21 protein-coding genes are annotated in these 25,483 nt (G+C 72.5%); 6 read left to right on the forward strand and 15 right to left on the reverse strand.

Annotated features, from left to right (window positions below; translation table 11 throughout):
* Window positions 1-6: 6 nt before the first annotated feature.
* Entirely contained in the window at window positions 7-1,218 is a 1,212-nt protein-coding gene (mltG, locus tag ACIQTO_RS13520) for an endolytic transglycosylase MltG (protein ID WP_402387234.1), read from the reverse strand.
* On the opposite strand from mltG (ACIQTO_RS13520), the gene ACIQTO_RS13525 reads away from it, so the two are divergent.
* Window positions 1,189-1,953 (forward strand): hypothetical protein, encoded by a 765-nt coding sequence (locus tag ACIQTO_RS13525; protein ID WP_402387237.1) that lies wholly within the window; start codon window positions 1,189-1,191, stop codon window positions 1,951-1,953. The genes mltG (ACIQTO_RS13520) and ACIQTO_RS13525 overlap by 30 nt on opposite strands.
* A 148-nt stretch (window positions 1,954-2,101) precedes the next feature.
* On the opposite strand, the gene mltG (ACIQTO_RS13530) is transcribed toward ACIQTO_RS13525, so the two are convergent.
* From mltG (ACIQTO_RS13530) to ACIQTO_RS13550, 5 genes are all read right to left on the reverse strand, one after another.
* Window positions 2,102-3,382: an endolytic transglycosylase MltG gene (mltG, locus tag ACIQTO_RS13530; RefSeq protein WP_402387240.1), complete on the reverse strand. Its 1,281-nt coding sequence runs from the start codon at window positions 3,380-3,382 to the stop codon at window positions 2,102-2,104.
* Between the two features lie 91 nt (window positions 3,383-3,473).
* Entirely contained in the window at window positions 3,474-3,959 is a 486-nt protein-coding gene (ruvX, locus tag ACIQTO_RS13535; RefSeq protein WP_402387243.1) for a Holliday junction resolvase RuvX, read from the reverse strand.
* Window positions 3,959-6,628 (reverse strand): alanine--tRNA ligase, encoded by a 2,670-nt coding sequence (alaS, locus tag ACIQTO_RS13540; protein WP_402387246.1) that lies wholly within the window; start codon window positions 6,626-6,628, stop codon window positions 3,959-3,961. The genes ruvX and alaS overlap by 1 nt, the downstream gene beginning before the upstream one ends.
* Entirely contained in the window at window positions 6,628-7,065 is a 438-nt protein-coding gene (locus ACIQTO_RS13545) for a DUF6167 family protein (protein ID WP_402387249.1), read from the reverse strand. Before ACIQTO_RS13545 ends, alaS begins: the two co-directional genes overlap by 1 nt.
* 4 nt (window positions 7,066-7,069) lie before the next feature.
* Window positions 7,070-7,546 carry a DUF948 domain-containing protein gene (locus tag ACIQTO_RS13550; protein WP_402387252.1) on the reverse strand — a complete coding sequence of 159 codons (477 nt, stop codon included), beginning with the start codon at window positions 7,544-7,546 and terminating at the stop codon, window positions 7,070-7,072.
* A 315-nt stretch (window positions 7,547-7,861) separates the two neighbouring features.
* Between ACIQTO_RS13550 and ACIQTO_RS13555 the strand changes: the two genes are divergently transcribed.
* Together ACIQTO_RS13555 and ACIQTO_RS13560 are read left to right on the forward strand one after the other, a co-directional pair.
* Window positions 7,862-10,018: an ATP-binding protein gene (locus ACIQTO_RS13555; RefSeq protein WP_402387255.1), complete on the forward strand. Its 2,157-nt coding sequence runs from the start codon at window positions 7,862-7,864 to the stop codon at window positions 10,016-10,018.
* Between the two features lie 72 nt (window positions 10,019-10,090).
* Window positions 10,091-10,417 carry a tetratricopeptide repeat protein gene (locus ACIQTO_RS13560; RefSeq protein WP_402387258.1) on the forward strand — a complete coding sequence of 109 codons (327 nt, stop codon included), beginning with the start codon at window positions 10,091-10,093 and terminating at the stop codon, window positions 10,415-10,417.
* 102 nt (window positions 10,418-10,519) lie between these two features.
* On the opposite strand, the gene rpsD is transcribed toward ACIQTO_RS13560, so the two are convergent.
* From rpsD to ppk2, 4 genes are all read right to left on the reverse strand, one after another.
* A complete protein-coding gene (gene rpsD, locus ACIQTO_RS13565; RefSeq protein WP_402387261.1) occupies window positions 10,520-11,134 on the reverse strand; it encodes a 30S ribosomal protein S4 in 615 nt (204 codons plus the stop codon).
* 468 nt (window positions 11,135-11,602) lie between these two features.
* Window positions 11,603-12,952: a replication-associated recombination protein A gene (locus ACIQTO_RS13570; RefSeq protein WP_402387264.1), complete on the reverse strand. Its 1,350-nt coding sequence runs from the start codon at window positions 12,950-12,952 to the stop codon at window positions 11,603-11,605.
* An 82-nt stretch (window positions 12,953-13,034) separates the two neighbouring features.
* Complete coding sequence (locus ACIQTO_RS13575) at window positions 13,035-13,649, reverse strand: hypothetical protein (protein ID WP_402387267.1); 615 nt, start codon at window positions 13,647-13,649, stop codon at window positions 13,035-13,037.
* A 118-nt stretch (window positions 13,650-13,767) separates the two neighbouring features.
* The gene (ppk2, locus tag ACIQTO_RS13580) at window positions 13,768-14,550 is read right to left on the reverse strand and encodes a polyphosphate kinase 2 (protein ID WP_402387725.1); all 783 of its coding nucleotides are present in this window, start codon (window positions 14,548-14,550) and stop codon (window positions 13,768-13,770) included.
* 265 nt (window positions 14,551-14,815) lie between these two features.
* Between ppk2 and ACIQTO_RS13585 the strand changes: the two genes are divergently transcribed.
* Window positions 14,816-15,742 carry a LysR family transcriptional regulator gene (locus ACIQTO_RS13585; RefSeq protein ID WP_402387270.1) on the forward strand — a complete coding sequence of 309 codons (927 nt, stop codon included), beginning with the start codon at window positions 14,816-14,818 and terminating at the stop codon, window positions 15,740-15,742.
* Here the strand turns inward: ACIQTO_RS13585 and ACIQTO_RS13590 are convergent.
* The 4 genes from ACIQTO_RS13590 to ACIQTO_RS13605 all read right to left on the reverse strand — a co-directional run bounded on the left by ACIQTO_RS13590 (window position 15,739) and on the right by ACIQTO_RS13605 (window position 20,121).
* On the reverse strand, window positions 15,739-16,245 hold the full coding sequence (locus ACIQTO_RS13590; RefSeq protein WP_402387273.1) for a GNAT family N-acetyltransferase: 507 nt from the start codon (window positions 16,243-16,245) through the stop codon (window positions 15,739-15,741). The two genes, ACIQTO_RS13585 and ACIQTO_RS13590, sit on opposite strands and share 4 nt — an antisense overlap.
* A 92-nt stretch (window positions 16,246-16,337) precedes the next feature.
* The gene (aspS, locus tag ACIQTO_RS13595) at window positions 16,338-18,143 is read right to left on the reverse strand and encodes an aspartate--tRNA ligase (RefSeq protein WP_402387276.1); all 1,806 of its coding nucleotides are present in this window, start codon (window positions 18,141-18,143) and stop codon (window positions 16,338-16,340) included.
* A complete protein-coding gene (gene hisS / locus ACIQTO_RS13600) occupies window positions 18,140-19,402 on the reverse strand; it encodes a histidine--tRNA ligase (protein WP_380577392.1) in 1,263 nt (420 codons plus the stop codon). The genes aspS and hisS overlap by 4 nt, the downstream gene beginning before the upstream one ends.
* Window positions 19,403-19,413: 11 nt before the next feature.
* Window positions 19,414-20,121 (reverse strand): MBL fold metallo-hydrolase, encoded by a 708-nt coding sequence (locus ACIQTO_RS13605; RefSeq protein ID WP_402387279.1) that lies wholly within the window; start codon window positions 20,119-20,121, stop codon window positions 19,414-19,416.
* A 280-nt stretch (window positions 20,122-20,401) separates the two neighbouring features.
* Here ACIQTO_RS13605 and ACIQTO_RS13610 point away from each other — a divergent pair, with 280 nt between their 5' ends.
* Window positions 20,402-21,238 carry a peptidylprolyl isomerase gene (locus ACIQTO_RS13610; protein ID WP_402387282.1) on the forward strand — a complete coding sequence of 279 codons (837 nt, stop codon included), beginning with the start codon at window positions 20,402-20,404 and terminating at the stop codon, window positions 21,236-21,238.
* A 264-nt stretch (window positions 21,239-21,502) separates the two neighbouring features.
* Window positions 21,503-22,732 (forward strand): DUF349 domain-containing protein, encoded by a 1,230-nt coding sequence (locus ACIQTO_RS13615; RefSeq protein WP_402387285.1) that lies wholly within the window; start codon window positions 21,503-21,505, stop codon window positions 22,730-22,732.
* 118 nt (window positions 22,733-22,850) lie between these two features.
* Here ACIQTO_RS13615 and ACIQTO_RS13620 read toward each other — a convergent pair whose 3' ends face one another.
* Window positions 22,851-25,331: a RelA/SpoT family protein gene (locus tag ACIQTO_RS13620; RefSeq protein ID WP_402387288.1), complete on the reverse strand. Its 2,481-nt coding sequence runs from the start codon at window positions 25,329-25,331 to the stop codon at window positions 22,851-22,853.
* Window positions 25,332-25,483: the final 152 nt, after the last annotated feature.

Consider the following 25,483-nt stretch of genomic DNA (forward strand, 5'->3'; position numbering starts at 1 on the left):
TGACGGCTACTTCGTGGTGCAGTGGCCGGCCGCCTTGTCGTACTTCTGGCCGGCCGCCTTGCAGTACGCCTCGACGTTGGCCGCGTGCTCGGTGTCCGTGTCGGCGAACAGGGTCAGCTCCGGCGACATCGCGATGAAGTACAGCCACTTGCCGTCCGCCGGGTTCAGCGTCGCCTTGAGCGCGTCGTCGCCGGGGTTGGAGATCGGCCCGGGCGGCAGACCCGGGTTGATGTAGGTGTTGTACTTGTTGGAGCCGTCGTTGATGTCCTTCTTGTCCAGCACCTTGCGGCCCAGCGAGTACTGCAGCGTGGTGTCCATGCCGAGCTTGCCGTCGATCTTCTCCTTGTCGGCGAGCCGGTTCTGGATGGTCCTCGCCATCTTCGCGAAGTCCTGCGGGTTGTTGCCCTCGGCCTGGAGGATGCTCGCCTCGATGACCACGTCGTAGGCGGTCTTGAGACCGATCTTGGAGGCCTGCGCGTCCAGGCCCGCATAGCGGTCGACGGCGTTCTTGACCATCTGCTTGAGCAGGTCCTCGGGCTTCATGCCCGCGGCGATCGAGTAACGGGCCGGCCAGAGGAAGCCCTCGATGTTGCCGCCGGCATACGCGGGCAGGCCGAGGTTGGCGATCTGGGCCTTGGCCACGTCGGCCGTGGTGCCCTTGGGCAGTTGCAGCTTGTCGTCGATCTTGGCGTAGGTGGCGGCGGCCGTCAGCCCCTCCTGGACGATCAGCTTCTCACCGCCGTTCGCCTCCACCAGGTTCGCGACCGCGGCCTCGCCCGACATCTCCTTGGGCATGGTGTAGGTGCCGTACTGGATGCCGGTGCACTTCGGGTTCTTCCCGCACGCCTGGGTGAAGGCCTCGACGCTCTTGACCACGCCGGCCTGCTTCAGCGTCATGCCCATCTGGGCCCCGACGGCGCCCTTCTTGATCTCCACCGTGACCGAGCCGCTGCCCTGGCCGGTGAAGTCCGGCGGCGGGCCGAAGTGGTCCTGGTAGAAGCCGTAGCCCCACCAACCGCCGCCGGCGACGCCGCCGAGCATCACCAGCGCGACCAGCAGGCACGCTCCACCGTTGCGCCGGCCGGACTTCTTGCCCTTCTCCTTGCGCTTCTTCTTGCCCTCGCGGGAGTTGTCCTCCTCGCCGAGGAAGCCGTGCTCGTCCTCGCCGTCCTCGGCGAAGTCGTCCTCGTGGCCGTTCCACTCGTCCTCGTCGGGCACGTGCGCGGCCTCGACCTGGTCGGCGCCGGCCTCCAGAGCGGCGGCCTCCGCCTCCCAGTCGATGCCGTCGGGCCCGGGCCCGGCCGGGGCCTCGGTCTCCTGGCGACGCCGGGCGGCCCGCCCGCCCGGCGGCTGCCCGCCAGGCTGGGGCACACCCGGCTGGGGCGCACTCGGCTGCTGCGGCGGCACCTGCTGCTGCTCGGGCTGGGGCACACCCTGCTGGGGCATCCCGGGCTGCGGTGCCCCCGGCTGCGCCATCTGCCGCGGATACCCCTGCTGCCCCTGGTACCCCTGGAAGTCCGGCTGCTGCCCGGGGAACCCCTGCTGCGGGTAACCCTGCTGCTGATCCTGGTAACCCTGCCCGCCCGGGAACCCCTGCTGTCCGCCCTGGCCCTGCTGCGGGTAGCCCTGCTGGCCGCCGTACTGCTGCGGCTGCTGCGGCGGGAACTGCTGGCCGCCCCCGTACTGCTGCGGCTGCTGCGGCGCCTGGCCGCCGCCCGGGTACCCCTGCTGCGGGTAGCCCTGCTGCTGCGCCGGCTGCTGCACCTGCTGCGGGTACCCCTGCTGCTCCGCGAAGCCCTGCTCGCCGCCGTACTGCTGCTGCTGCTGGGGATGCTGCTGCCACTGGCCGTCCTGCTGGCCGGGAACCGGCTGCCGGCCACCGTACCCGGGGTCTCCCGGGTGCCACGGCTCGGAGCCCTGGGGGCCGTAGCCCCGACCCAGATCGGTCATTGATCCCCTTACACCGACGGAGACGGCCGGAGGATCGGACCGGCCGTCCGGGACGGCGTCCCGGCTGATTCTCGAACCGGCGTGCTACTGCATCGCCTGGAGGGAGACGTTACCGTACCGCAGACCGGCCTCCGGCAGGGCCGACGTCGCCCTACTGCCCGGTCGGAACGCCCGGCGCGGCCGTCGCCTGGCCCGTGGCCGCCCCGTCCGGAGCACCGGTCGACCCGCCCGCCGGCGCACTCGCCGGGGCACTCGCCGAAGCGCTCGGCTGCGCGGCCCGGACGGCGTTGAACTCGGCCACGTTGCGCTGCTGCACCTCGAAGCTGTCGGTGAAGCGGGTGTCCCCCGGCTTCACGGTGACGAAGTACAGCCAGTCGCCCTGCGCCGGGTCGACCGCCGCCATGATCGCCTGCCGCCCCGGGTTGCCGATCGGCGTCGGCGGCAGTCCGGTGTGCAGGTAGGTGTTGTAGGGAGAGTCCAGTTTGGTCTCGGTGACGGTGGTGTTCAGGGTCGAGCGCCCGAGCGCGTAGTTGATCGTGGAGTCCAGCTGGAGCGGCATGTTCTTGGCCAGCCGGTTGTAGATCACCCGGGCCACCTTGGCCATGTCCTCGGTGTTGTCCGCCTCGCCCTGCACCATGCTGGCGATGGTCACCAGCCCGTACAGGCTCTGCCCGAGGTTCTGCGCGACGACCTCCGCGTCGTCCCGGGAGAACTCCTTGCCGGCCCGCTCCACCATCTGCTTCAGCAGGTCCACCGCGGTGGTGTCGTCGGTCACGCTGTACGTCGCGGGAAAGAGGTAGCCCTCCGGGCTGCCCTTGGCGAACTCCGGGAGGCCCAGCTCGGCGCCCTGTTCCTGGGCAGCCCGCTGGGTGCTTCCCTCGGGGAGGTTCAGCTTCTTGTCGATCGCCGTGAAGATCTGGCTACCGCGCCAGCCCTCGGGGATGGTCAGGCCGTTGGCGTTGGCGGGGTCGACCAGGATCGCCAGCGCGGCGGCCGCCGACATCTTCTGCTTCAGCGTGTAGGTGCCGGGCTGGATCCGCCCGGCGGCGGCCGCGCTGCCCTTGGCCGCCCGGGTGAAGGCGAGCGAGCTGGCCACCACGCCGTTGCGCACCAGCGCGGAGGCGATCTGGGTGAGCCCGGCACCCTCGGGCACCGAGACCTGGACGTCGCCGGTGCCCGCCCCCGCGTAGTCGGCGGCGGCCGGCGGCTTCTGCTGCCCCTGCAACCAGGTGTAGCCGGTCAGACCGGCCCCGCCGAACACGACCAGGAGGGCGAGCGCCGTCAGCCCGCAGGCCAGCCCGTTGCGCCGGCGGTGCGGATCCGGCGCATCGGGGCGGGGGCGGGGCGCACCGGGCGGACGACCCTCGGGCTCCAGCACCGGCGCACCGAGGTGGCCGGGTGTGAGCCCGGGCGTGAAGTCCTGGTCGGTCATTGCGCCCCCTCGGCGGTCCCGGCACGAGCAGAAGGGGCCCGTGCGGACGCGTCCGCACGGGCCCCTTCACCGGGACGTTAGATCAGGCCGGTCAGCCGACCGCCTCGACGCTCTCACCGGGCGGACGTCCGCTCACCCGTTCGGACTCAAGGGCGGTCTGCAGGATCACCACCGCGGCGGCCTGGTCGACCACCGAGCGGCCCTTCTTGGCCTTGACCCCGGAGGCGCGCAGCCCGTGGGTGGCCGTGACGGTGGACATCCGCTCGTCGACCAGCCGGACCGGCACCGGGTACAACCGGTTGGCCAGCCGGGTGGCGTACGCGCGGACCTTCTCCGCCGCCGGCCCCTCCTTGCCGCTGAGCGAGCGCGGCAGGCCGACGATCACCTCGACCGCGTCGTACTCCTCGGCGATGGCGGCGATCCTGGCCTGCGACTTCACCCCGGCGGGGACGGTCTCCACCGGCGTGGCGAGCACCCCGTCGGGGTCGCAGGACGCGACCCCGATCCGGGCGTCACCGACGTCGACGGCGATCCGCCGGCCGCGGCGGAAGGGCCGTTCCTGGTCCTGGTCGACCATCAGCTGGCGCGCTCCGCGACCAGGCCGCGCACCGCGGCGATGGCCTCGTCGACCGCGCCCGGGTTGGAGCCGCCGCCCTGGGCGACGTCGTCCTTGCCACCGCCACCGCCGCCGAGGGTCTTGGCGGCGACCCGGACCAGCTCGCCGGCCTTGATGCCGCGCCCGCGCGCGTCCTCGTTGGTGGCGATCACGGTCAGCGGGCGGTCGTTGGCCACGGTGAAGGCGGCGACCACGGCCGGGCGCGCGCCGAGCCGGCCGCGCACGTCCAGGACCAGCTTGCGCAGCTCGTCGGCCCCGGTGCCGTCGGCGATCCGGGCGGCCACCACGGCGATGCCCTGGATGTCCTCGGCGGCGTCGGCCAGGCCGGCCGCGGCGGCCAGGACCTTCTCGGCGCGGAAGCGCTCGATCTCCTTCTCGGCGTCCTTGAGCTTGGCGAGCATGCCGGAGACCTTCTCCGGGAGCTCCTCCGGGCGGCCCTTGACCAGGTCGGTCAGCTGGGCGACCACGGTGTGCTCACGGGCGAGGAACTTGTAGGCGTCGACGCCGACCAGTGCCTCGACGCGGCGCACGCCGGAGCCGATCGAGGACTCGCCGAGCAGCTTCACCAGGCCGAGCTGGGCGGTGTTGCCGACGTGCGTGCCACCGCAGAGCTCCTTGGAGAAGTCCCCGATGGTGACGACGCGGACCTCGTCGCCGTACTTCTCGCCGAACATCGCGATGGCCCCGGCCTTGCGGGCCTGGTCCATCGTCATGACCTCGGCGGTGACGTCCAGCTCGCGGGTCAGCACGTCGTTGATCTTCTGCTCGACGTCGACCAGCACGCTGCCGGGCACGGCGGCGGGCGAGCCGAAGTCGAAGCGGAAGCGGCCGGGCGCGTTCTCCGAGCCGGCCTGGGCCGCCGTCGGGCCGAGCGCGTCCCGCAGCGCCTGGTGGGTCAGGTGGGTGGCCGAGTGGGCACGGGCGATCGCCCGGCGGCGCTCCACGTCGATGGTGGCGTACGCCGAGGCGCCGAGCACGACCTCGCCGAACAGCACTCCGCCGGAGTGCACGGTCACCCCCGGGACGGGCTGCTGCACGTCGCGGATCTCCACCACCGCGCCGGAGTCCAGCCGGATCCGGCCGTGGTCGGCGAGCTGGCCGCCGCCCTCGGCGTAGAACGGGGTGCGGTCGAGGATGATCTCGACCTCGTCGCCCTCGCTCGCGGCCGGCGCCGGGACGCCGTCCACCAGCAGGCCGACCACGGTGGCCTCGCCCTCGGTGAGGTGGTAGCCGGTGAAGACGCTGGCGCCGGACTTGTCGGCGACCTCGCGGTACGCGGCGACGTCGGCGTGGCCCATCTTCTTGGCCTTGGCGTCGGCCTTGGCGCGGTCCCGCTGCTCCTGCATCAGGCGGCGGAAGCCGGCCTCGTCGACCTGGAGGCCCTGCTCCTCGGCCATCTCCAGGGTGAGGTCGATCGGGAAGCCGTAGGTGTCGTGCAGCTTGAACGCCTGCTCGCCGGAGAGCACCGCGCCGCCGGACTGCTTGGTCTCGGTGACCGCGGTGTCCAGCAGGCTGGTGCCGGCCTTCAGCGTCTGCAGGAAGGCCGCCTCCTCGCCGACGACGACCGTCTCGATCCGCTTGCGGTCGGACTCCAGCTCCGGGTACTGCGGGGCCATCGCCTTGATGGCGACGTCCGTCAGGTCCTTGGCGACCACACCTGTGGCGCCCAGCAGGCGCATGTTGCGGATGGCGCGGCGCAGGATGCGGCGCAGCACGTAGCCGCGGCCCTCGTTGCCGGGGGTGACGCCGTCGCCGATCAGCATCAGCGCCGTGCGGATGTGGTCGGTGACCACGCGCAGCGAGACGTCCGACTTGTGGTCGGCGCCGTAGGTGTGGCCGGTCAGCTCGGCGGCGCGGTCGAGGATCATCCGGCTGGTGTCGATCTCGAAGAGGTTGTCGACGTCCTGCAGGATGGCGGCGAGGCGCTCCAGGCCGAGGCCGGTGTCGATGTTCCGGCTCGGCAGGTCGCCGAGGATCTCGAAACCGTCCTTGCCGTCGCCGTGGCCGCGCTCGTACTGCATGAAGACCAGGTTCCAGATCTCCAGGTAGCGCTCGCCGTTGACGGCCGGGCCGCCCTCCTCGCCGTAGGCGGGGCCGCGGTCGTAGTTGATCTCCGAGCACGGGCCGCACGGGCCGGGGACGCCCATCGACCAGAAGTTGTCCTTCATGCCGAGACGCTGGATGCGCTCGGAGGGCACGCCGATGACGTCGCGCCAGATCTGCTCGGCCTCGTCGTCGTCCTTGTAGACGGTGATCCAGAGCTTCTCCTTCTCCAGGCCGTAGCCGCCGTCCGCGACGGGAGTGGTGAGCAGCTCCCACGCGAACTTGATGGCTCCTTCCTTGAAGTAGTCACCGAAGGAGAAGTTGCCGCACATCTGGAAGAAGGAGCCGTGCCGGGTGGTCTTCCCGACCTCCTCGATGTCCAGGGTGCGCACGCACTTCTGGACGCTGGTGGCCCGGGAGAACTGCGGCTTGACCTCGCCGAGGAAGTACGGCTTGAAGGGCACCATGCCGGCGTTGACCAGCAGCAGGGTGGGGTCGTCGGCGACCAGGGACGCCGACGGAACGACGGTGTGGCCGCGCTCCTCGAAGAAGCGCAGCCAGCGGCGGCGAATCTCTGCCGACTCCATTAGTGGTCCTTCCGGTTCGGGGTACCGCCCGGCTGCGGCAGTGCGCGGCCGGGCGTCTTTTCGATGGCTGGGGTGGTGCGGGCACCGTCGGACGATGCGCGGGCGCTGCTGGACGGAGGCAGGGCGGCGGCCGGGCTGCCGGGCGCCGCCGAGATAGCTCGGTACTGGGGCTCGCCGCGCGGTACCCGGCGGCGGGGCTCGACGACGGCGGTGCCGTCCAGTCCGAGGTCCTCGCGCAGCTGCTCCTCGCGCTCGGCCATGCCGGCCTTCACGTCCCGGGCGAACCGCTTGGCCGCGTCGCCCAGGTGCAGCGCGCCGCGGGCGGCGGTGCCGGAGAGGCTGTCCGGGGTGAGCCGGTGCACGGCCTCGTTGGCCTTGTTCATGGCCCAGACGGTGGCGCCGGCGCCGACCGCCATCCAGAAGATGCGTCGCACCATGCCGTCAGCCCCTCACCGCGCGCCGGACCCGGGCGAACAGGCCGCTCCTGGCCGCCGTCGCGGCGCGCACCTCGGCCCGGACCAGGCGGGCCAGCTCCTCGCGCTCGCCCGGCTGAGTGGGCAGCGCCGCGGTGCCGTTCTGCTTGGCGACGGCCTTGCGGACGCCGTAGCTGAAGGCCGCGACCTTGACCAGCGGCCCGCCCAGGGTGGCCGCGACGGTGGAGGAGAGCGCGTTGGCGTTGGCGGCGGCGTCCTGGACGTTGGCGGTGATCTCGTCCACCCGCTCCAGTTGCTCGTTGGCGCTGCGCACGGCGGCGCCCGCCTCGCTCAGCAGCGGCACGGCCTGCTCGGTCACGGCGGAGACCAGCACGGTGGCCTCCTTGAGCACCCGCGAGAGCCGCACCAGCACGACGGCGAGCAGGGTGACCAGGACCGCCCAGAACACGGCGACGAGCAACCCGGCCAGCTCTCCCACGGACACCTTGTGCGCTCCCTCGCCTTGCTGTTCTCCGAAGGAGACCCTATCGCGACCACGGCCGGTTTCCGGACCGGATATCGGCCGGGGGCGTCCCCGGGCCTGCCGCGCGGATCCGGTCGGGTGTACGAGCCGCGCGCGTAACCTACCGGCCGGTCACCTCGTTCTGCCAAGCGGGCCGTCGCCTGTGCGGCCCGCGCACACGTCCGGGCCGGCCAGGTCCGGGCCCGGACCCGGGAGCAGCGTTTGGCCGGCGACTCGACAGCACGGCCCCCGGCGGCGGCACCGGGGGAGCCGGTACCCGGCCGGCCGGCGGCCGAGGTGACCAGCTTCGTCGGACGGCGGCAGGAGCTGACCGAGCTGGCCCGGCTGCTCGCCGCCGCCCGGCTGGTGACCGTGACCGGGCCGGGCGGCGTGGGCAAGAGCCGGCTGGCCCTGCGCGCGGCGGCCCGGGCCGCCGGTGCCTTCCCGGACGGCACCTGGCTGGTCGAGGTCGCCCCCGTGCAGGACCCGCTGCTGCTCGGCCACGCCGTACTGGAGGCGCTGCGGCTGACCGACGGCACCGCCCGGCCGCCGCTGGACGTGCTGACCGAGCAGCTCGCCGGGCGCCGGACGCTGATCGTGCTGGACGGCTGCGAGCACCTGGTGGACGCCTGCGCGGAGCTGGCCGACGCGCTGCTGCGGGCACTGCCGGGCCTGCGGGTGCTGGCCACCAGCCGGGCGACGCTGCGCGCCCCGGGCGAGCACCTGCTCGTCCTGGCGCCGCTGCCGGTGGACCCGGCCGGACCCGGCGCGCTGCCGGACGCGGTGCGGTTGTTCGCCGACCGGGCCCGGGCGGTCCTGCCGTCCTTCGAGATCACCGCCGCCTCCACCGACGGAATCACCCAGCTCTGCCGCCGGCTGGACGGCATCCCGCTGGCCGTGGAGCTGGCCGCCGGCCGGCTGCGCGCGCTCTCGGTGGAGCAGATCGACGCCCGGCTGAACGACCGCTTCCGGCTGCTCACCGGCGGCTCCCGGACCGCCCTGCCACGCCATCAGACGCTCCGCACCACGATCGGCTGGAGTCACGAGCTCTGCACGGAGCAGGAACGTTTGCTCTGGGCACGCCTGTCGGTGTTCGCGGGGAGCTTCGACCTGGAGGCCGCCGAGTTCGTCTGCGCCGGCGAGGGCATCGAGCCGGACGACCTGCTCGACCTGCTGTCCGAGCTGATCGACAAGTCCGTGGTCCTGCGGGGCGAGGCGCCTCCCGGCCACCGGGCCGAGAACGGCGGCGGCGGCGTCCGGTTCCGGCTGCTGGACACCCTGCGCGAGTACGGCCTGCAGTGGCTGCGCGCGGCCGGCGAGGAGCACCGGCTGCTGCGCCGCCACCGGGACTGGTACCTGGGCGTGGCCACCTGGGGCGAGGTCGAGTGGTTCGGCCCCCGGCAGGCGGAGACCGCCGAGCGCACCGAACTCGCCCACCCCAACCTCCGCGCGGCACTGGAGTTCTGCCTCGCCGAGCCGGGCGAGGAGCAGCTCGCCCTGCTGCTGGCGGGCACGCTCTGGTTCTACTGGGTCGGCTGCGGCCACCTCGGCGAGGGCCGGCACTGGCTGGACCGCGCGCTCGCCCTCGACCCCGAGCCGACCGAGGCCCGCGCCAAGGCGCTCTGGGTCACCGGCTACATGGCGACCCTCCAGGGCGACCTGCTCACCGCGCGCCCGGCGCTGGAGGAGTGCCGCCGCCAGGCACTGGACACCGGTGACGACCGGGCACTGGCCTACGCCGTCCACCGGCAGGGCTGCGCGGCCCTGATCGGTGACGAGCCGGCCCGCGCCGCCGAGCTCTTCGAGGAGGCGCTCTGGCACTACCGGACGATCGGCGAGCTCAACAGCAACGTCCTGATGGCCATGTTCGAGCTGGGCATCGCCTACCTGTTCCAGGGCGAGCAGGAGAACGGCGAGTTCTGGCTGTGCCAGGTCCGCGAGCTGTGCGAGGAGCACGGCGAGCAGTGGGCGTACGCCTACGGGCTCTACGCGCTCGGGTACTCGCACTGGATGGACGGCGAGGTGCGGCTGGCCCGCGCGCGGGCCCGGGAGAGCGTCCGGCTCAACCACCTCTTCCACGATCTGCTGGGCATCGTGCTGGCGATCGACCTGCTGGCGCTGCTGGAGACCGAGCCGGTCGGGCCGGGCCGGCCGGGCGACCTGCGCGAGGCCCGGGTGCTGCAGGGCGCCGCGCACCGGATCTGGCAGGCCGTGGGCAAGCCGTTCTTCGGCTCGCGCACCTTCAACGGCCCGCACCGGCACTGCGAGGAGCGGGCCAGAGCCGGGCTGACCGAGCAGGAGTTCACCGAGTGCTTCGACCGCGGAGCCCGACTGGACCTCGACGCCGCCGTCCGCCGGGCGCTGGGCGGTGGCCGCGCGGGCGGTCCGGGAGCGCTGCCGGGCCCCTGTCCGGTGTCGCCCGCGCCGAGGCCCTCACCGGCCAGGAATAGTTGAATCTTGTCCATTGCTACAGCGGTCGGCAGCGCGTCCGGCAACACCGCCGGGCGGACGCCGGAAGGAGCGACCGTGACCATCCACACCGCCGACGCCGAGTACCGCCTCGCGACGTTCCACTTCGACTCCAAGGCGTACGCCGAAGCCGCCCGCCTGCTGGAGGGCGTCCTCGCCGAGGAGCCGGCCAACCTCTCGGTCCGGCTGCTGCTGGCCCGTAGCTACTACCACTCGGCCCAGCTCACCCGCGCCGAGGCCGAGCTGCGCCGCATCCTCGACGCCCACCCCGCCGAGGACTACGCCCGGCTGATGCTGGGCCGGACCCTGGAGCGCCGGGGCCGCGCCGAGGAGGCCCGCCCGCACCTGCGACTGGCCGCCGCGATGGCCGGCGAGGAGATCTGAGCCCGACCCCTCGACAAGGGGTACGCCCGGGAAAGGGCGAGCCCCCGCCGCCTGGAGAGGCGACGGGGGCTCGCTGGGTACGGCAGGCGTACCGCTCGCGGGTCAGCGCGAGTAGTACTCGACGACGAGCTGCTCGTCGCAAATCACCGGGACCTCCTTGCGCTGCGGCGCGCGGTCCAGGCGGAAGGCCAGGGCCTTCAGGTTGACCTCGAGGTACTTCGGGGTCTGGCCCTCGCCCGCGTAGCCACCCTCACGGGCGACCTGGAACGGGACCTTCTCCTTGCTGCGCTCGCGAACGGTCACGACGAAGCCCGGCTTCAGCTGGTACGACGGCTTGTTGACCTTGCCGCCGTTGACCTCGATGTGGCCGTGGACGACCATCTGGCGGGCCTGGTAGATGGTGCGGGCAATGCCCGAACGCAGCACCAGGGAGTCCAGACGGGTCTCCAGCTCGGCGACGAGCGCCTCACCGGTCTTGCCCTCGGCCTTCTTCGCGCGGTCGAACGCGCGCGCCATCTGCTTCTCGCTCAGGTCGTACTGGGCGCGCAGACGCTGCTTCTCGAGCAGACGGACCTTGTAGTCCGAGTTCTGCTTGCGGCCACGGCCGTGCTGGCCGGGCGGGTACGGGCGGGCCTCGAAGTACTTGACGGACTTCGGGGTCAGCGGCACGCCGAGCGCACGCGCGATCTTGACCTTGGGACGCTTCTGGTTCGCCATGAACCAAACCTTCCTTGCTTACGAATACGGCTTCACCAGGTGTTGACGGAGGTCGCTCCTCGCGGCCCGGAGACAACCCCACCGCCCGGGGGCAGTGTGATCAGCCGCTCTCCGAGGCCGGGCACGAATGTGCAAGCACACGAGTGGCCCACCGAACCGGGGTTGGTGGGCTGCACGCGACACCGAAACGGTGCGCGACGCTCCTGGGGCCTCCCGAAGGAGACCGCGGCCATTGCCCCGCTGGTGTGGCCGGTCGGTCAGGGTCTCCCCTGCCGCCGCGCCCGGGACACGGCACTCCGCACGAGTATACGCTGCGATTTCGCCCGCTCACCTCCGGGCCGCTTGACCCGGTGCCGACGGTCGTCGCTCCAACGCCCTTCGTCCCTCAGGGCGTCCTCGCTCCTCCCTTTCGGCACCGGCGCGGCCCTTCGGCTCGGGGCGGCGTACGGCCCGTGCCTCCCGGGTCGGTCACTCGCCCTTGAGTCGGGCCCTGGTCCACTCCACGATGTCCGCGTACCGGGCCTCCCCGCCGTGCCGGGTCGGCCGGTAGTACGCCTTGCCGTGCACGGCGTCCGGCGCGTACTGCTGCGCCGCGATGCCCTCCGGCAGATCGTGCGGGTACTGGTAGCCCTGTCCGTGCCCGAGCTTGCCCGCGCCGCCGTAGTGCGCGTCCCTCAGGTGCGGCGGCACGGCGCCCGCCAGACCCTGCCGGACGTCCGCCAGCGCCGCGTCGATGGCCAGGTAGGCGGCGTTGGACTTGGGTGCCAGCGCCAGCGCGATCGCCGCCTGGGAGAGGATGATCCGCGCCTCCGGGAAGCCGATCAGCGCCACCGCCTGGGCGGCCGCGACCGCCGTGGCCAGCGCCGTCGGATCGGCCAGGCCGACGTCCTCGCTGGCCGAGATCATCAGCCGCCGGGCGATGAACCGGGGGTCCTCCCCCGCCTCGATCATCCGGGCCAGGTAGTGCAGGGTGGCGTCCACGTCACTGCCCCGGATCGACTTGATCAGCGCGCTGGCCACGTCGTAGTGCTGGTCGCCGTCCTTGTCGTAGCGCACCGCGGCCTGGTTGACGGCCGTCTCGGTGGTGGCCAGGGTGATGCTCGGCTCACCCTTCTCCAGCGCCGCCCCGGCCGCCGCCTCCAGCGTGGTGAGCGCCCGCCGGGCGTCCCCGCCGGCCAGCCGGACCAGGTGGTCCTCCGCCTCCGCGGTGAGCTCCAGCGCGCCCCCCAGGCCACGCTCGTCGGCCACCGCGCGGTGCAGCAGGGCGCGGACGTCCTCGTCGGTCAGCGACTCCAGCGTGAGCAGCAGCGAACGCGACAGCAGCGGGGAGATCACCGAGAAGTACGGGTTCTCGGTGGTCGCGGCGATCAGGGTGACCCAGCGGTTCTCCACGGCGGGCAGCAGCGAGTCCTGCTGGGCCTTGGAGAAGCGGTGGATCTCGTCCAGGAAGAGCACCGTCTCCCGGCCGTTCATCCCGACCGCCCGGCGGGCCCCGTCGATGACCGCGCGGACCTCCTTGACGCCCGCGGTGATCGCCGACAGCTCCACGAAGCGGCCCTCGACGGCCTGACTGATCACGTGCGCCAGGGTGGTCTTGCCGGTGCCCGGCGGGCCCCAGAGGATGACCGAACTGGTCGCCGCCGGGCCGCGCGAGCCCGACACGAGCCGGCGCAGCGGCGAGCCGTCCTTCAGCAGCTGCCGCTGCCCGGCGACCTCGTCCAGGGTGCGCGGGCGCATCCGCACGGCGAGCGGTGCCCGGCCGGGCTCCTTGGCCTGGCGTTCCTCGGCGGCGGCGGTGAAGAGGTCCGGTTCGTCCACACCGGAAGCCTATGCGAGCCGACCGACAGCCCCGGCCCCGCCAGCTCCTGTCCGGCCCGGCGGGACCGGCCCGACCGGCCCGCTACGGCCGCCCGGGCAGGTCCAGCAGGACGGCCTCGAACTCCTCCAGCGAGCGCAGGCTCGCCCCGCCCTCGGCCACCGCCTTCGCGCGGGCCTGCGCGACCGGGCCCCGGGAGGCCACCAGGGCGGCCTCGTCGGCGAACAGCAGGCCCACCGCACCGCGCTCGTCCTCGGCACTGAGCAGCATGGACCCGCCGAGGAACCCGTCGAGGCTCCGCATCGCGGGCAGTGCCCCCTCCCGGAAGGCGGCGGCCACCCGGTCGGCCTCCGCGCGGCGGAGGTCGAAGGTGGTCAGCCGGAACCAGGCGCCCTCGCCGGCCCGCGCGGGCCGGGCGGCGACCACCGCCTCCCAGCGGCTCCGGGTCACCGTCCCCCCGAACGGTGCGAGCAGCTCCGCGCGCCGCCCGCTCAGCCGCTCCTCGCTGTCCCGTTCCGCCTGCTCGCTGTCCCACCAGGAACCCATGGTGATGATGCCGAGCTCCCGGTTGGCGAACAGGCCGTAGCCCCGGTAGCCGGGCTGCCCGGAGAGCAGCCCGACCGACTCGGCGCGCAGCCCGTCGAGGGTCGGGCCGAGCCTGGCCGGGTCACCGGTCGCGTAGACGGTGCGAACGAACATGGGCGGGTCTCCTGCCGTCCGGCGGGCACCGCGGCGGGCGCCCGCGCCTTCGTGAGCACCTCCCATCGCACGCGCCGCGACCGGACCCGGCAACGCCGCGGAGCCGTTCGGAGGAGCGCTACCCGAGCCCCGCCGCGTGGTCCGGCACATAGCTCTGCAGGTCGCGCGGCGGCCGCTGGTAGCCGCGCGAGCGCGGCCGGGGCGGCAGCTCGACCGTCTGCGGGGCCACCTCGTGGTAGGGGACGGTGGAGAGCAGATGGGCGATCATGTTGATCCGCGCCCGGCGCTTGTCGTCGCTCTCCACGACGTTCCACGGCGAGTCCGGGATGTCGGTGTGGACGAACATCTCGTCCTTGGCCCGCGAGTAGTCCTCCCAGCGGCTGATCGACTCGATGTCCATCGGGGAGAGCTTCCAGCGGCGCATCGGGTCCTCCAGCCGGGCCCGGAACCGCCGCTCCTGCTCGGTGTCGCTGACCGAGAACCAGTACTTGCGCAGCAGGATGCCCGCCTCGATCAGCATCCGTTCGAAGGTCGGGCACTGGTGCAGGAACTGCCGGTGCTCCTCGGGCGTGCAGAAGCCCATCACCTTCTCGACGCCGGCCCGGTTGTACCAGCTGCGGTCGAAGAGCACGATCTCCCCGGCGGCCGGCAACTGCTCGACGTAGCGCTGGAAGTACCACTGGGTGCGCTGGCGCTCGGTGGGGGTGGGCAGCGCCGCCACCCGGGCGATGCGCGGGTTCAGGAACTCCGTCACCCGCTTGATCGCGCCGCCCTTGCCGGCCGCGTCGCGCCCCTCGAAGACGACCACCAGCCGGGCGCCCTCGGCCCGCACCCACTCCTGGAGCTTCACCAGCTCGTTCTGGAGCCGCACCAGCTCCCGCTCGTACGGCTTCTTCGCCAGCCGCTCCTGCCGGTGCTCGGGCCCGGTGCCGGGAACGCGCTCGGACTTGGCTGCCACCTGGGTGCCTCCGTTCGGCAACGACTGATGAGCCCTCACCGTAGGCGCAACCCCGGGACGGCGCAGGTCGTCGCGGCCGGTCCGGCAGCGGCGGCCCCCTGAACCGCCGCTGCCGGGCTCCCCCGTGGCCCGGCCGCGCGGGCCGAACGATCCACCTTGTCCCAGACCTGCCGGGCCGGTCCAATATCCCGTTCCATAACCTTGGGGCATGGATGTGGACACCCGACTGCTGCGCAGTTTCGCCGCGGTCTGCGAGGAGGGCCAGCTGACGGCCGCGGCGGCCCGGTTGTTCGTCTCGCAGCCGACCCTCACCAAGCAGATCCGCCAGCTGGAGACCCTGCTCGGGGTGGAACTGTTCGAGCGGTCGCGGCGGGGCATGGCCCCCACCCGCGCCGGCCGGGCCCTGGCCGAGCGCACCGGCACGATGCTGGCCGGCTGGGACGACGCGCTGCGCGCCACCCGGGCGGCGGCGGCCGAGCAGGGCTCGACGCTGCGGGTGGGCTTCGAGGGCGGCATCATCAACCTGATGACCCGCCGGACGGTGACGGACTTCACCCGGCGGATGCCCGGCTGGCAGGTCGAACTGCGGCAGAACAACTGGTTCGACCCGACCTCGGGCCTGGCCTCCGGGGAGATCGACCTGGCGCTCTGGCACGCGCCGTCGTCGATCTCCGAGCAGTACCACGTCGCGGTACTGGGCGAGGAGCCGCGTTGTGCGGCGCTGCCGGCCGGGCACCGCCTGGCCGGCCACGACGTGATCGAGTTAACCGAGCTGCTGGACGAGCCCTTCGTGGCGCTCCCGCCGGAGGCCGGACCGTGGCGCGACTACTGGCTGGCGGTCCGGGAGCGGGGCGGGCGGCCGGTGCGGATCGGCGCGGTGGCGCACAACTCCGACGAGTGGCTGGCCGCGGTGGTGTGCGGCCAGGGCATCGGTTTCGCCCCGGAGACGATGAGCAGGCTGGCGGCGCGGGAGGATGTCGCGTACCGGCCGGTGCGGGGGTTGAGCCCGAGCCAGGTCGGGCTGTACTGGCCGAAGGACCGGGAACTGACGCCCGCCATGACCGCCTTCGTGCGCAGCTGCCGGGCAACGGTCGGGTTCTCGGCCGGCCCGGCGGTCCCGGTCCGCTCGGGCTAGACCGCCTCGAAGGGATCCGGGTAGCGGCAGAGGCCGCGCGGGCCGCCGTCGTACGCCGGCAGGGCGAGCGCCTGGAAGTAGACGGCCGGCACCTCGAACGGACCGGTGACCTCGTGCTGCCCGGCCGGGGCGAAGCCGAACCTGCCGTAGTAGTCCGGATCGCCGAGGACGACGACGAGCTTCTCCGCCGCCTCCTCCGCCGCCGTCAGCGCGGCCTTGACGACCAGTTCGCCGACGCCCTTGCGCTGCCACTCCGGGGCGACCGCGACGGGCGCGAGCGCCAGACCCGGGCCGTCGCCGACCCGCAGCCGGGTGAGCAGCGCGTGGCCGACCACCAGCCCGGTCTCGTCCACCGCGACCAGGGACAGCCCGGGCAGCCAGGCGGGGTCGCGGCGCAGCGCGTCCACCAGGTCGGCCTCGTCGGGGCCGGGGAAGGCGGCCATGTGGACCCGTCTGGTGGCGGGCGCGTCCTCGGGACACTCGATTCTGGTGGTGACCTTCATGGGGGAAGCCTCTCTCCGTCGCACACCGTTGTGGACCGGCCCCGGACGGCGGGTGTGCCGTCCGGGGCCGTGAAAGGTTAGCCGATTGAGCGTCAGGCCTTGGGCTGGGCCTCGGACTTGGCCTCGGCGGCCTTGGCGTCCTCGCGGACCTTGGGCTGGGCGTCGACGCCGGCCTCGCGACGCTGCGCCGGGGTGATCGGGGTCGGCGCACCGGTCAGCGGGTCACCGCCGGTGGACGTCTTCGGGAACGCGATGACGTCCCGGATGGTGTCGTACCCGCCCAGCAGCGTGACGATCCGGTCGAGGCCGAAGGCGACGCCACCGTGCGGCGGCGGGCCGTAGTTGAAGGCGTCCAGCAGGAAGCCGAACTGCGAGGCCGCCTCCTCCTCGGAGAGGCCGATCGCGTCGAACGCCCGCTTCTGCACGTCCCGCTGGTGGATACGGATCGAACCGCCGCCCAGCTCCGACCCGTTGAGGACGAGGTCGTAGGCGTTGGAGAGCGCCGAGCCCGGGTCGGTGTCGAAGGTGGCGAGCGACTCGGCGGTCGGGGCGGTGAACGGGTGGTGCACCGCGTGCCAGCCCTGGAACTCGCCCTTGTCGTCCTCGATCGGCTCGAACATCGGGAAGTCGACGACCCAGAGGAAGGCCCACTGGGACTCGTCGATCAGCTCGCAGCGCCGGCCGATCTCCAGGCGGGCGGCGCCGAGCAGCTCCTGCGAGGGGCGCTCCTTGCCGGCCGCGAAGAAGATCGCGTCACCGTTCTTGGCGCCCGCGGCGGCGGCCAGGCCGGCCAGGTGCTCCTCGGAGAGGTTCTTGGCGACGGGGCCGCGCAGCTCGCCGGTCTCGGCGTCGATGAGGACGTAGGCGAGGCCCTTGGCGCCGCGCGCCTTGGCCCAGTCCTGCCAGGCGTCGAGCTGCTTGCGCGGCTGCGAGGCACCGCCGGGCATGACCACGGCGCCGACGTACGGGGCCTGGAAGACCCGGAACGAGGTGCCCGCGAAGTACTCGGTCAGGTTGGTGAGCTCCTGGCCGAAGCGGACGTCGGGCTTGTCCGAGCCGTAGCGGCCCATCGCGTCCGCGTAGGTCATCCGGGGCAGCGGGGCGGGGATCTCGTACCCGTGCACGTCGCGCCAGATCGAGCCGATGATCTTCTCGCCGAGGGCCAGGATGTCCTCCTGGTCGACGAAGGAGGCCTCGATGTCCAGCTGGGTGAACTCCGGCTGGCGGTCGGCGCGGAAGTCCTCGTCGCGGAAGCAGCGCGCGATCTGGTAGTACCGCTCCATGCCGGCCACCATCAGCAGCTGCTTGAACAGCTGGGGCGACTGCGGCAGCGCGTACCAGTGGCCGGGCTGCAGGCGGACCGGGACGAGGAAGTCGCGGGCGCCCTCGGGGGTGGAGCGGGTGAGGTACGGCGTCTCGATGTCGAGGTAGTCGTTCTCCTCCATCACCCGGCGGATGATGTTGTTGACCTTGGAGCGCAGGCGCAGGCCCTTGGCCGGGCCCTCACGGCGCAGGTCCAGGTAGCGGTAGCGGAGGCGGACCTCCTCGTTGACCGTACCGGGCTCGTACTCGGCGACCGGGAAGGGCAGCGGGGCGGCCTCGGAGAGCACCTCGATCTCGCTGACCACGACCTCGACGGCGCCGGTCGGGATGTCCGGGTTCTCGTTGCCCTCGGGCCGCACCCGGACGTCGCCGACGACCTTGACGCAGTACTCGGCGCGCAGGCCGTGCACCGAGTCGAGGTCACGGACCACGATCTGCACGGTGCCGGAGGCGTCCCGCAGGTCGATGAAGGCCACGCCGCCGTGGTCTCGGCGGCGGGCGACCCAGCCGGCCAGGGTGACGGTGGTGTCTGCGTGCTCCGGGCGGAGCGTGCCCGCGTCGTGCGTGCGGATCACAGCTGCTTCTCCTTCAGGGTGGTGACGAGAGCGTCGAGGGCGACGGGGTTCTGCTCGCCGGTGGTCATGTCCTTGAGCTGGACGACGCCGTCGGCGAGGTCCCGGTCACCGGCGAGCACGGCGAAGCGGGCGCCGGAACGGTCCGCGGACTTCATCGCGTTCTTGATGCCCTTGACGCCGAAGGCGAGGTCGGTGGCGACGCCCGCGCGGCGCAGCTCGACCACCTTGGCGAACAGGACGTTCTTGGCTTCGTCGCTGAGCGCGACGGCGTAGACGGAGGTGGCGGCCGGCAGGTCGAGGACGACGCCCTCGGCCTCCATCGCCAGGTAGCTGCGGTCCACCCCGAGGGCCCAGCCGACGGACGGCAGCACGGGGCCGCCGATCATCTCGGAGAGCCCGTCGTAGCGGCCGCCGCCCCCGATCGCGGACTGCGCGCCGAGGCCGTTGTGCACGAACTCGAAGGTGGTGCGGGTGTAGTAGTCCAGCCCGCGGACCAGCTTGGGGTCGTCGGTGAAGGCCACGCCGTTGGCGGTGAGCAGCTCGCGGACCTTCTCGTCGTAGGCCTTGCACTCCTCGCAGAGGAAGTCGCGCAGCATCGGCGCGCCGCCGAGCTGGGCCTGCACCGACTCGCGCTTGTCGTCCAGCACGCGCAGCGGGTTGATCTCGGCCCGGCGGCGGGTGTCCTCGTCCAGGTCGAGGCCGGCCAGGAACTCGACCAGCGCGGCCCGGTAGACCGGGCGGCACTGCTTGTCGCCGAGGCTGTTGAGCAGCAGCGAGTAGTCGCGCAGGCCCAGCGAGCGGAAGGCGTCGTCGGCCAGGATGATCAGCTCGGCGTCCAGCGCCGGGTCCTCGGCACCGATCGCCTCGGCGCCGACCTGCGAGAACTGGCGGTAACGGCCCTTCTGCGCCCGCTCGTAGCGGTAGTAGGAGCCGGAGTACCAGAGCTTGACCGGCAGGTTGCCCTGCTTGTGCAGGTTGGCCTGGAGCGCGGCGCGCAGCACCGAGGCGGTGCCCTCGGGGCGCAGCGCGAGCTCGTCGCCGCCCTTGGTGGTGAGGCTGTACATCTCCTTGCTGACGATGTCGGTGGACTCGCCGACGCCGCGGGAGAAGAGCTTCACGTCCTCGAAGACCGGGGTCTCGATGTAGCCGTACCCGGCCCGGCGGGCCGGCGCGGCGATCCGCTCGCGGATCGCCAGGAAGGTCGCGGAGCTGGGGGGCAGCAGGTCGTAGGTGCCCTTGGGGGCGGTGAAGGTGCTCAACTTCTCTTCCGTCACATTCCTCGTCGCGGGAAGGCCGGGGCGCCTGGCGCTCCCGCCACCTGTCGGAGGTAGGGGTTGGTGGCGCGCTCGCGGCCGATGGTGGTCTGTCCGCCGTGGCCGGAGAGGACCACGGTCGCGTCGTCGAGGGGCAGGCACACCCGGGCCAGCGACCGCAGGATCGCCTCGCTGTCTCCACCCGGGAGGTCGGTACGCCCGATGGAGCCGGCGAAGAGCAGGTCACCCGAGAAGAGCACCGGAGGCAGCTCCTCCGCGCCGGGCGTCCGGAACGTCACCGACCCCTTGGTATGGCCGGGCGCGTGGTCGACGGTGAGCTTCAGGCCGGCCAGCTCCAGCACGCTGCCGTCGGTGAGCTCGCGCACGTCGTCGGGCTCGCCGACGGTGATCTCGCCCATCAGCTGGGTGCCGAGCGAGCGGCCGAGCGCCCTCTCCGGGTCGGCCATCATGTAGCGGTCCTCGGGGTGGATCCAGGCCGGGACGCCGCGCGCGCCGCAGACCGGGACCACGGACGCGACGTGGTCGATGTGGCCGTGGGTGAGGACGACCGCGACCGGCTTCAGCCGGTGCTCGCGGACCAGCTCCTCCACGCCGCGGGCGGCCTGGTGCCCCGGGTCCACGATGACGCACTCCTCGCCGGCGGCCGGTGCGACCAGGTAGCAGTTGGTGCCCCAGGCTCCAGCGGGGAATCCGGCGATGAACAACGCGCGTCCTTCGTGATTCGGGTCGGCCGTGGCGGCTGCGGGATGCGGCTACACGAGGTGGTGTAACGGAAGCCTACCGGCGGTCCGGGTCCGGTTGCGAACCAGATAGGGGTGACAGGTTCACTTCGTCCTGACAGGTTCACCGCGTTCTTACGGTCGCGGTCCCTACACTTGGCCGCCGATGGATGCGATGATCCGCTTCAGCATCCGCGTACACACTCCCCCGCTGTCCGCCCCTGGACGGCAGGGGCCGACAGCACCCATGTAGGAGACACGGCCGGTGGTCAGCAGCGAACAGCGGCGGCGGCAGCTCGCCCGCGAGAAGTACGAGCGCCAGGCGCAGCGCCGGGCCGAGATCCACACCGCGCGCCGGCGTCGCAACACGATCCTCGGCAGCTCGCTCGCCGTGGTCGTGCTGGCGGGCGGCGGTGCCCTGGTGGGCACGGGCGCCTTCGACTCGGACGACAAGAAGGACACCACGTCCTCGGCGCAGGCCGCGCCCACCGCCACCGACGAGCCCACCACCCCGACCCGCAAGCCGGTCGAGGGCTGCGCCGACCCGGCGCCGGGCACGCCGAACGGCAAGCAGTGGCAGACCGAGCCGGCCATGAGCGTCGACGCCACCGGCGCCTACACGGCGACGCTGGACACCAACTGCGGCAAGGTGACGCTCTCACTGGACGCGGCCAAGGCGCCGCACACGGTGAACTCCTTCGCCTTCCTGGCCGGTCAGCAGTACTTCGACCACACCAAGTGCCACCGGCTGACCACCGGCGGCATCTACGTGCTGCAGTGCGGCGACCCGACCGCCAGCGCGACCAACCCGGGCGGCACCGGCGGCCCCGGCTACAAGTTCGCCGACGAGAACCTGACCGGTGCGACGTACCCGGCGGGCACCCTGGCGATGGCCAACTCCGGTCCGGGCACCAACGGCAGCCAGTTCTTCCTGGTCTACAAGGACACCCAGCTCGGCCCGAACTACACCCCGTTCGGCAAGATCACCGGCGGCCTGGACGTGCTGCAGAAGATCGCCGCCGCGGGCACCCTGGAGGGTGGCACCGACGGCCACCCGATGGCCGACGTCACCCTCAACTCGGTGACCGCCGCGAAGGGTTGACCCGTACCGGGACCGCGCCGCGCCCGCTCGCGCGGCGCGCCGGCGCGGTCCCGGCCCGAAATCGCCCGGCCCCGGATGCGGACAGCACCCGGCCTGGTCGCCTATGTTGGCGTTGTGTAGGGTGCCCAGACCCGCCGGCCGTCACCCTCGGCAGCAAAAGCACGGCGGACGGGACGGCGGACCCATCGGTCCGCCGCACATCAACTGTGGACGACGTACGCGTACCGCCCCGGCGCGGGCGCGACGTCATGTGGAGGACGCGCTATGAGCAGCGACCCGTGGGGCCGTGTCGACGAGCAGGGCACGGTCTACGTCAGGACCGCCGACGGCGAACGTGTCGTGGGTTCCTGGCAGGCCGGCTCGCCCGAGGAGGCCCTCGCCTACTTCGAGCGCAAGTACCAGGGCATCGAGGTGGAGATCGGCCTGCTGGAGAAGCGGGTGCGCACCACCGACCTGGCCGCCAAGGACGCCCAGACCGCGCTGGACCACCTGCGCGCCCAGGTGACCGAGGGCCACGCGGTCGGCGACCTGGACGCGCTGGCCAAGCGGCTGGACACGCTGACCGGTGAGATCGAGAGCCGCCGCGAGGAGCGCAAGGCGGCCCGCGCCAAGGCGCAGGACGAGACCCGGACGGCCAAGGAGGAGCTGGTCGCCGAGGCCGAGCGGCTCGCCGAGTCCACCCAGTGGCGGGAGGCCGGGGACCGGCTGCGCGCGCTGGTGGACACCTGGAAGGGCCTGCCCCGTCTGGACCGCAAGAGCGACGACGAGCTGTGGCACCGGTTCTCGCACGCCCGCTCGGTCTTCTCGAAGCACCGCAAGGCGCACTTCGCGACCCTGGACGCCGAGCGCGACCAGGCCCGGGCCACCAAGGAGCGGCTGGTCACCGAGGCCGAGGCGCTCTCCTCGTCCACCGAGTGGGGCGACACCGCGGCCCGCTACCGCGACCTGATGGCACGCTGGAAGGCCGCCGGGCGCGCCCAGCGCGACATCGAGGACGAGCTGTGGGCGCGGTTCCGCGGCGCCCAGGACGTCTTCTTCCAGGCCCGGTCCGCGGTGTTCAGCGAGCGCGACGCCGAGCAGGTCGGCAACCAGAAGCTCAAGGAGGCGCTGGCGGCCGAGGCCGAGACGATCCTGCCGATCACCGACCTGAAGGCCGCCAAGGCCGCGCTGCGCGAGATCAACGAGCGCTGGGAGGCGATCGGGCACGTGCCGCGCGACGCCCGCCCGAAGCTGGACGCGCGGCTCGGCACCGTCGAGCGGGCGATCCGCGAGGCCGAGGACAGCGAGTGGAAGCGCTCGAACCCGGAGGCCAAGGCCCGCGCCGCCGGCATGGTCGGCCTCTTCGAGGCCAAGGCCGAGAAGATCCAGGCCGACCTGGCCAAGGCCCGCGCCGCCGGCAACGCGAGCCGGACCGCCAAGCTGGAGTCCGAGCTGGCCGGCGTGCAGACCCTGCTGGAGCAGGCGCAGCGCAGCCAGGAGGAGTTCAGCGGCTGATCCGCCGAGGAACGCGACACGCCGAAGGGCCCCGGGAGAACCCGGGGCCCTTCGGCCGTTCCTGGGCGCCAACGCCGACGGGGCGCGGAGTGTCCCCCGCGCCCCGTCGGCGTTCGCGCTACTTGCGGGCCGAGGTGACCCGGTAGACGTCGTAGACGCCCTCCACGCCGCGCACGGCCTTCAGGACGTGGCCGAGGTGCTTCGGGTCACCCATCTCGAAGGTGAAGCGGCTCATCGCCACCCGGTCGCGCGAGGTCTGCACCGCCGCCGACAGGATGTTGACGTGCTGGTCCGAGAGGACCCGGGTGACGTCCGAGAGCAGCCGGGACCGGTCCAGCGCCTCGACCTGGATGGCCACCAGGAAGACGGAGGACTGGGTGGCCGCCCACTCGACCTCGATCATCCGCTCGGGCTGCTGGCTGAGCGCCTCCACGTTGACGCAGTCGGCGCGGTGCACCGAGACGCCGTTGCCGCGGGTGACGAAGCCGACGATCGGGTCGCCCGGCACCGGGGTGCAGCACCGCGACAGCTTGACCCAGACGTCCTCGACGCCCTTGACGATGACGCCCGGGTCGCCCTTGGCCCGGCGGCGCACCGCCCGGCGGGTGTCATGGGTCGGCGTGGCGGTCTCGGCCAGGTCCTCGGTGGCACCCTCCTCGCCGCCGAGCGCCTGCACCAGCTTCTGCACGATGTTCTGCGCGGCGACATGGCCCTCGCCGATCGCCGCGTACAGCGAGGAGATGTCCGGGTAGCGCATCTCGTGGGCCAGGGTGACCAGCGAGTCGCCGGTCAGGATCCGCTGGATCGGCAGGCCCTGCTTGCGCATCGCCCGGGCGATGGCCTCCTTGCCGTGCTCGATCGCCTCCTCGCGGCGCTCCTTGGAGAACCAGGCGCGGATCTTGTTGCGGGCGCGCGGGGACTTGACGAAGCCCAGCCAGTCGCGGGACGGCCCGGCGTTCTCCGCCTTGGAGGTGAAGACCTCGACGCTGTCGCCGTTCTCCAGGGTCGACTCCAGCGGCACCAGCCGCCCGTTGACCCGCGCCCCTATGCAGCGGTACCCGACCTCGGTGTGGACGGCGAAGGCGAAGTCCACCGGGGTGGCGCCGGCCGGCAGCGCTATCACGTCGCCCTTGGGCGTGAAGACGAAGACCTCGTTGTTGGAGAGGTCGAAGCGCAGCGACTCCAGGAACTCGCTCGGGTCCTCGGTCTCCTTCTGCCAGTCCAGCAGCTGCCGCAGCCAGGCCATCTCGTTGACGGCGCCGGCCTTGTCGTCCTTGCGGGTCTGGGTCGGGGTGTCGGTGCGGACCTTGGAGGCGCCGGCCACCGCGCGCTGCTTGTACTTCCAGTGCGCGGCGATGCCGTACTCGGCCCGGCGGTGCATGTCGAAGGTGCGGATCTGCAGCTCGACGGGCTTGCCCCCGGGACCGATCACCGTGGTGTGCAGCGACTGGTACATGTTGAACTTGGGCATCGCGATGTAGTCCTTGAACCGCCCCGGCACCGGGTTCCACCGCGCGTGGATGGTGCCCAGCGCCGCGTAGCAGTCGCGGACGGTGTCGACCAGGACCCGGATGCCCACCAGGTCGTAGATCTCGGCGAAGTCCCGGCCCCGGACGATCATCTTCTGGTAGACCGAGTAGTAGTGCTTCGGCCGGCCGGTGACGGAGGCGGTGATCCGGGCGCCGCGCAGGTCGCCCTGGACCTGGTCGATGACGGTCGCCAGGTACTCGTCCCGCTTGGGGGCGCGCTCGGCGACCAGCCGCACGATCTCGTCGTACATCTTGGGGTAGAGGATCGCGAAGGCGAGGTCCTCCAGCTCCCACTTGATGGTGTTCATGCCCAGCCGGTGCGCCAGCGGGGCGTAGATCTCCAGCGTCTCGCGGGCCTTCTTCTCCTGCTTCTCCCGCTTGAGGTAGCGCATGGTGCGCATGTTGTGCAGGCGGTCGGCCAGCTTGATCACCAGGACCCGCGGGTCCTTGGCCATCGCGACGACCATCTTGCGGACGGTCTCGGCCTGCGCGGCCTCGCCGAACTTCACCCGGTCCAGCTTGGTGACGCCGTCGACCAGCAGGGCCACCGAGTCGCCGAAGTCCTTGCGCAGGGTCTCCAGGCCGTAGTCGGTGTCCTCGACGGTGTCGTGCAGCAGCCCGGCCATCAGGGTGGCGGCGTCCATGCCCAGCTCGGCCAGGATGGTCGCCACCGCCAGCGGGTGGGTGATGTACGGGTCGCCGCTCTTGCGCTTCTGCCCGCGGTGCCACTTCTCCGCGACGGCGTACGCCTTCTCGATGTCCCGCAGCAGGGCCGGGTCGGCCTTGGGGTCATTGGCCCGGATCGAGCGGAACAGCGGCTCCAGCACCGGGTTGAGCACGCTGGAGCGCTGGCCGCCGAGGCGGGCCAGCCGGGCGCGCATGCCCCCGGAGGAGGACGGGCGGCTCGCGGGAGCCACCGGGCGCGAGGAGGTCGGCGCCGGGCGTGCCGGGGTGGCCCCCGAGGGCGTGGGACGGTTTTCGGGGGCGGCCGCTTCGGCCGTTGGCACAACCTCGTCGGGCAAGGACACTCCTCGGGGCACCGGGCCGGCCCCTCGTGCGGCTCGCACCATCACGCACAACCGGGAGGGGATGAACCTTCATGGTACCGAGCCCGGCGCCCCCGTGTTCAGCCGCCCGGTCCCGGACACGCGGAGGGCGGCGGTCGGATGATCCGACCGCCGCCCTCGCCTGCTTCCTCCGACCGGCCCCTCCGGGCCGTTCG

Source organism: Kitasatospora sp. NPDC091207, from assembly GCF_044768625.1.
Taxonomy (GTDB): domain Bacteria; phylum Actinomycetota; class Actinomycetes; order Streptomycetales; family Streptomycetaceae; genus Kitasatospora.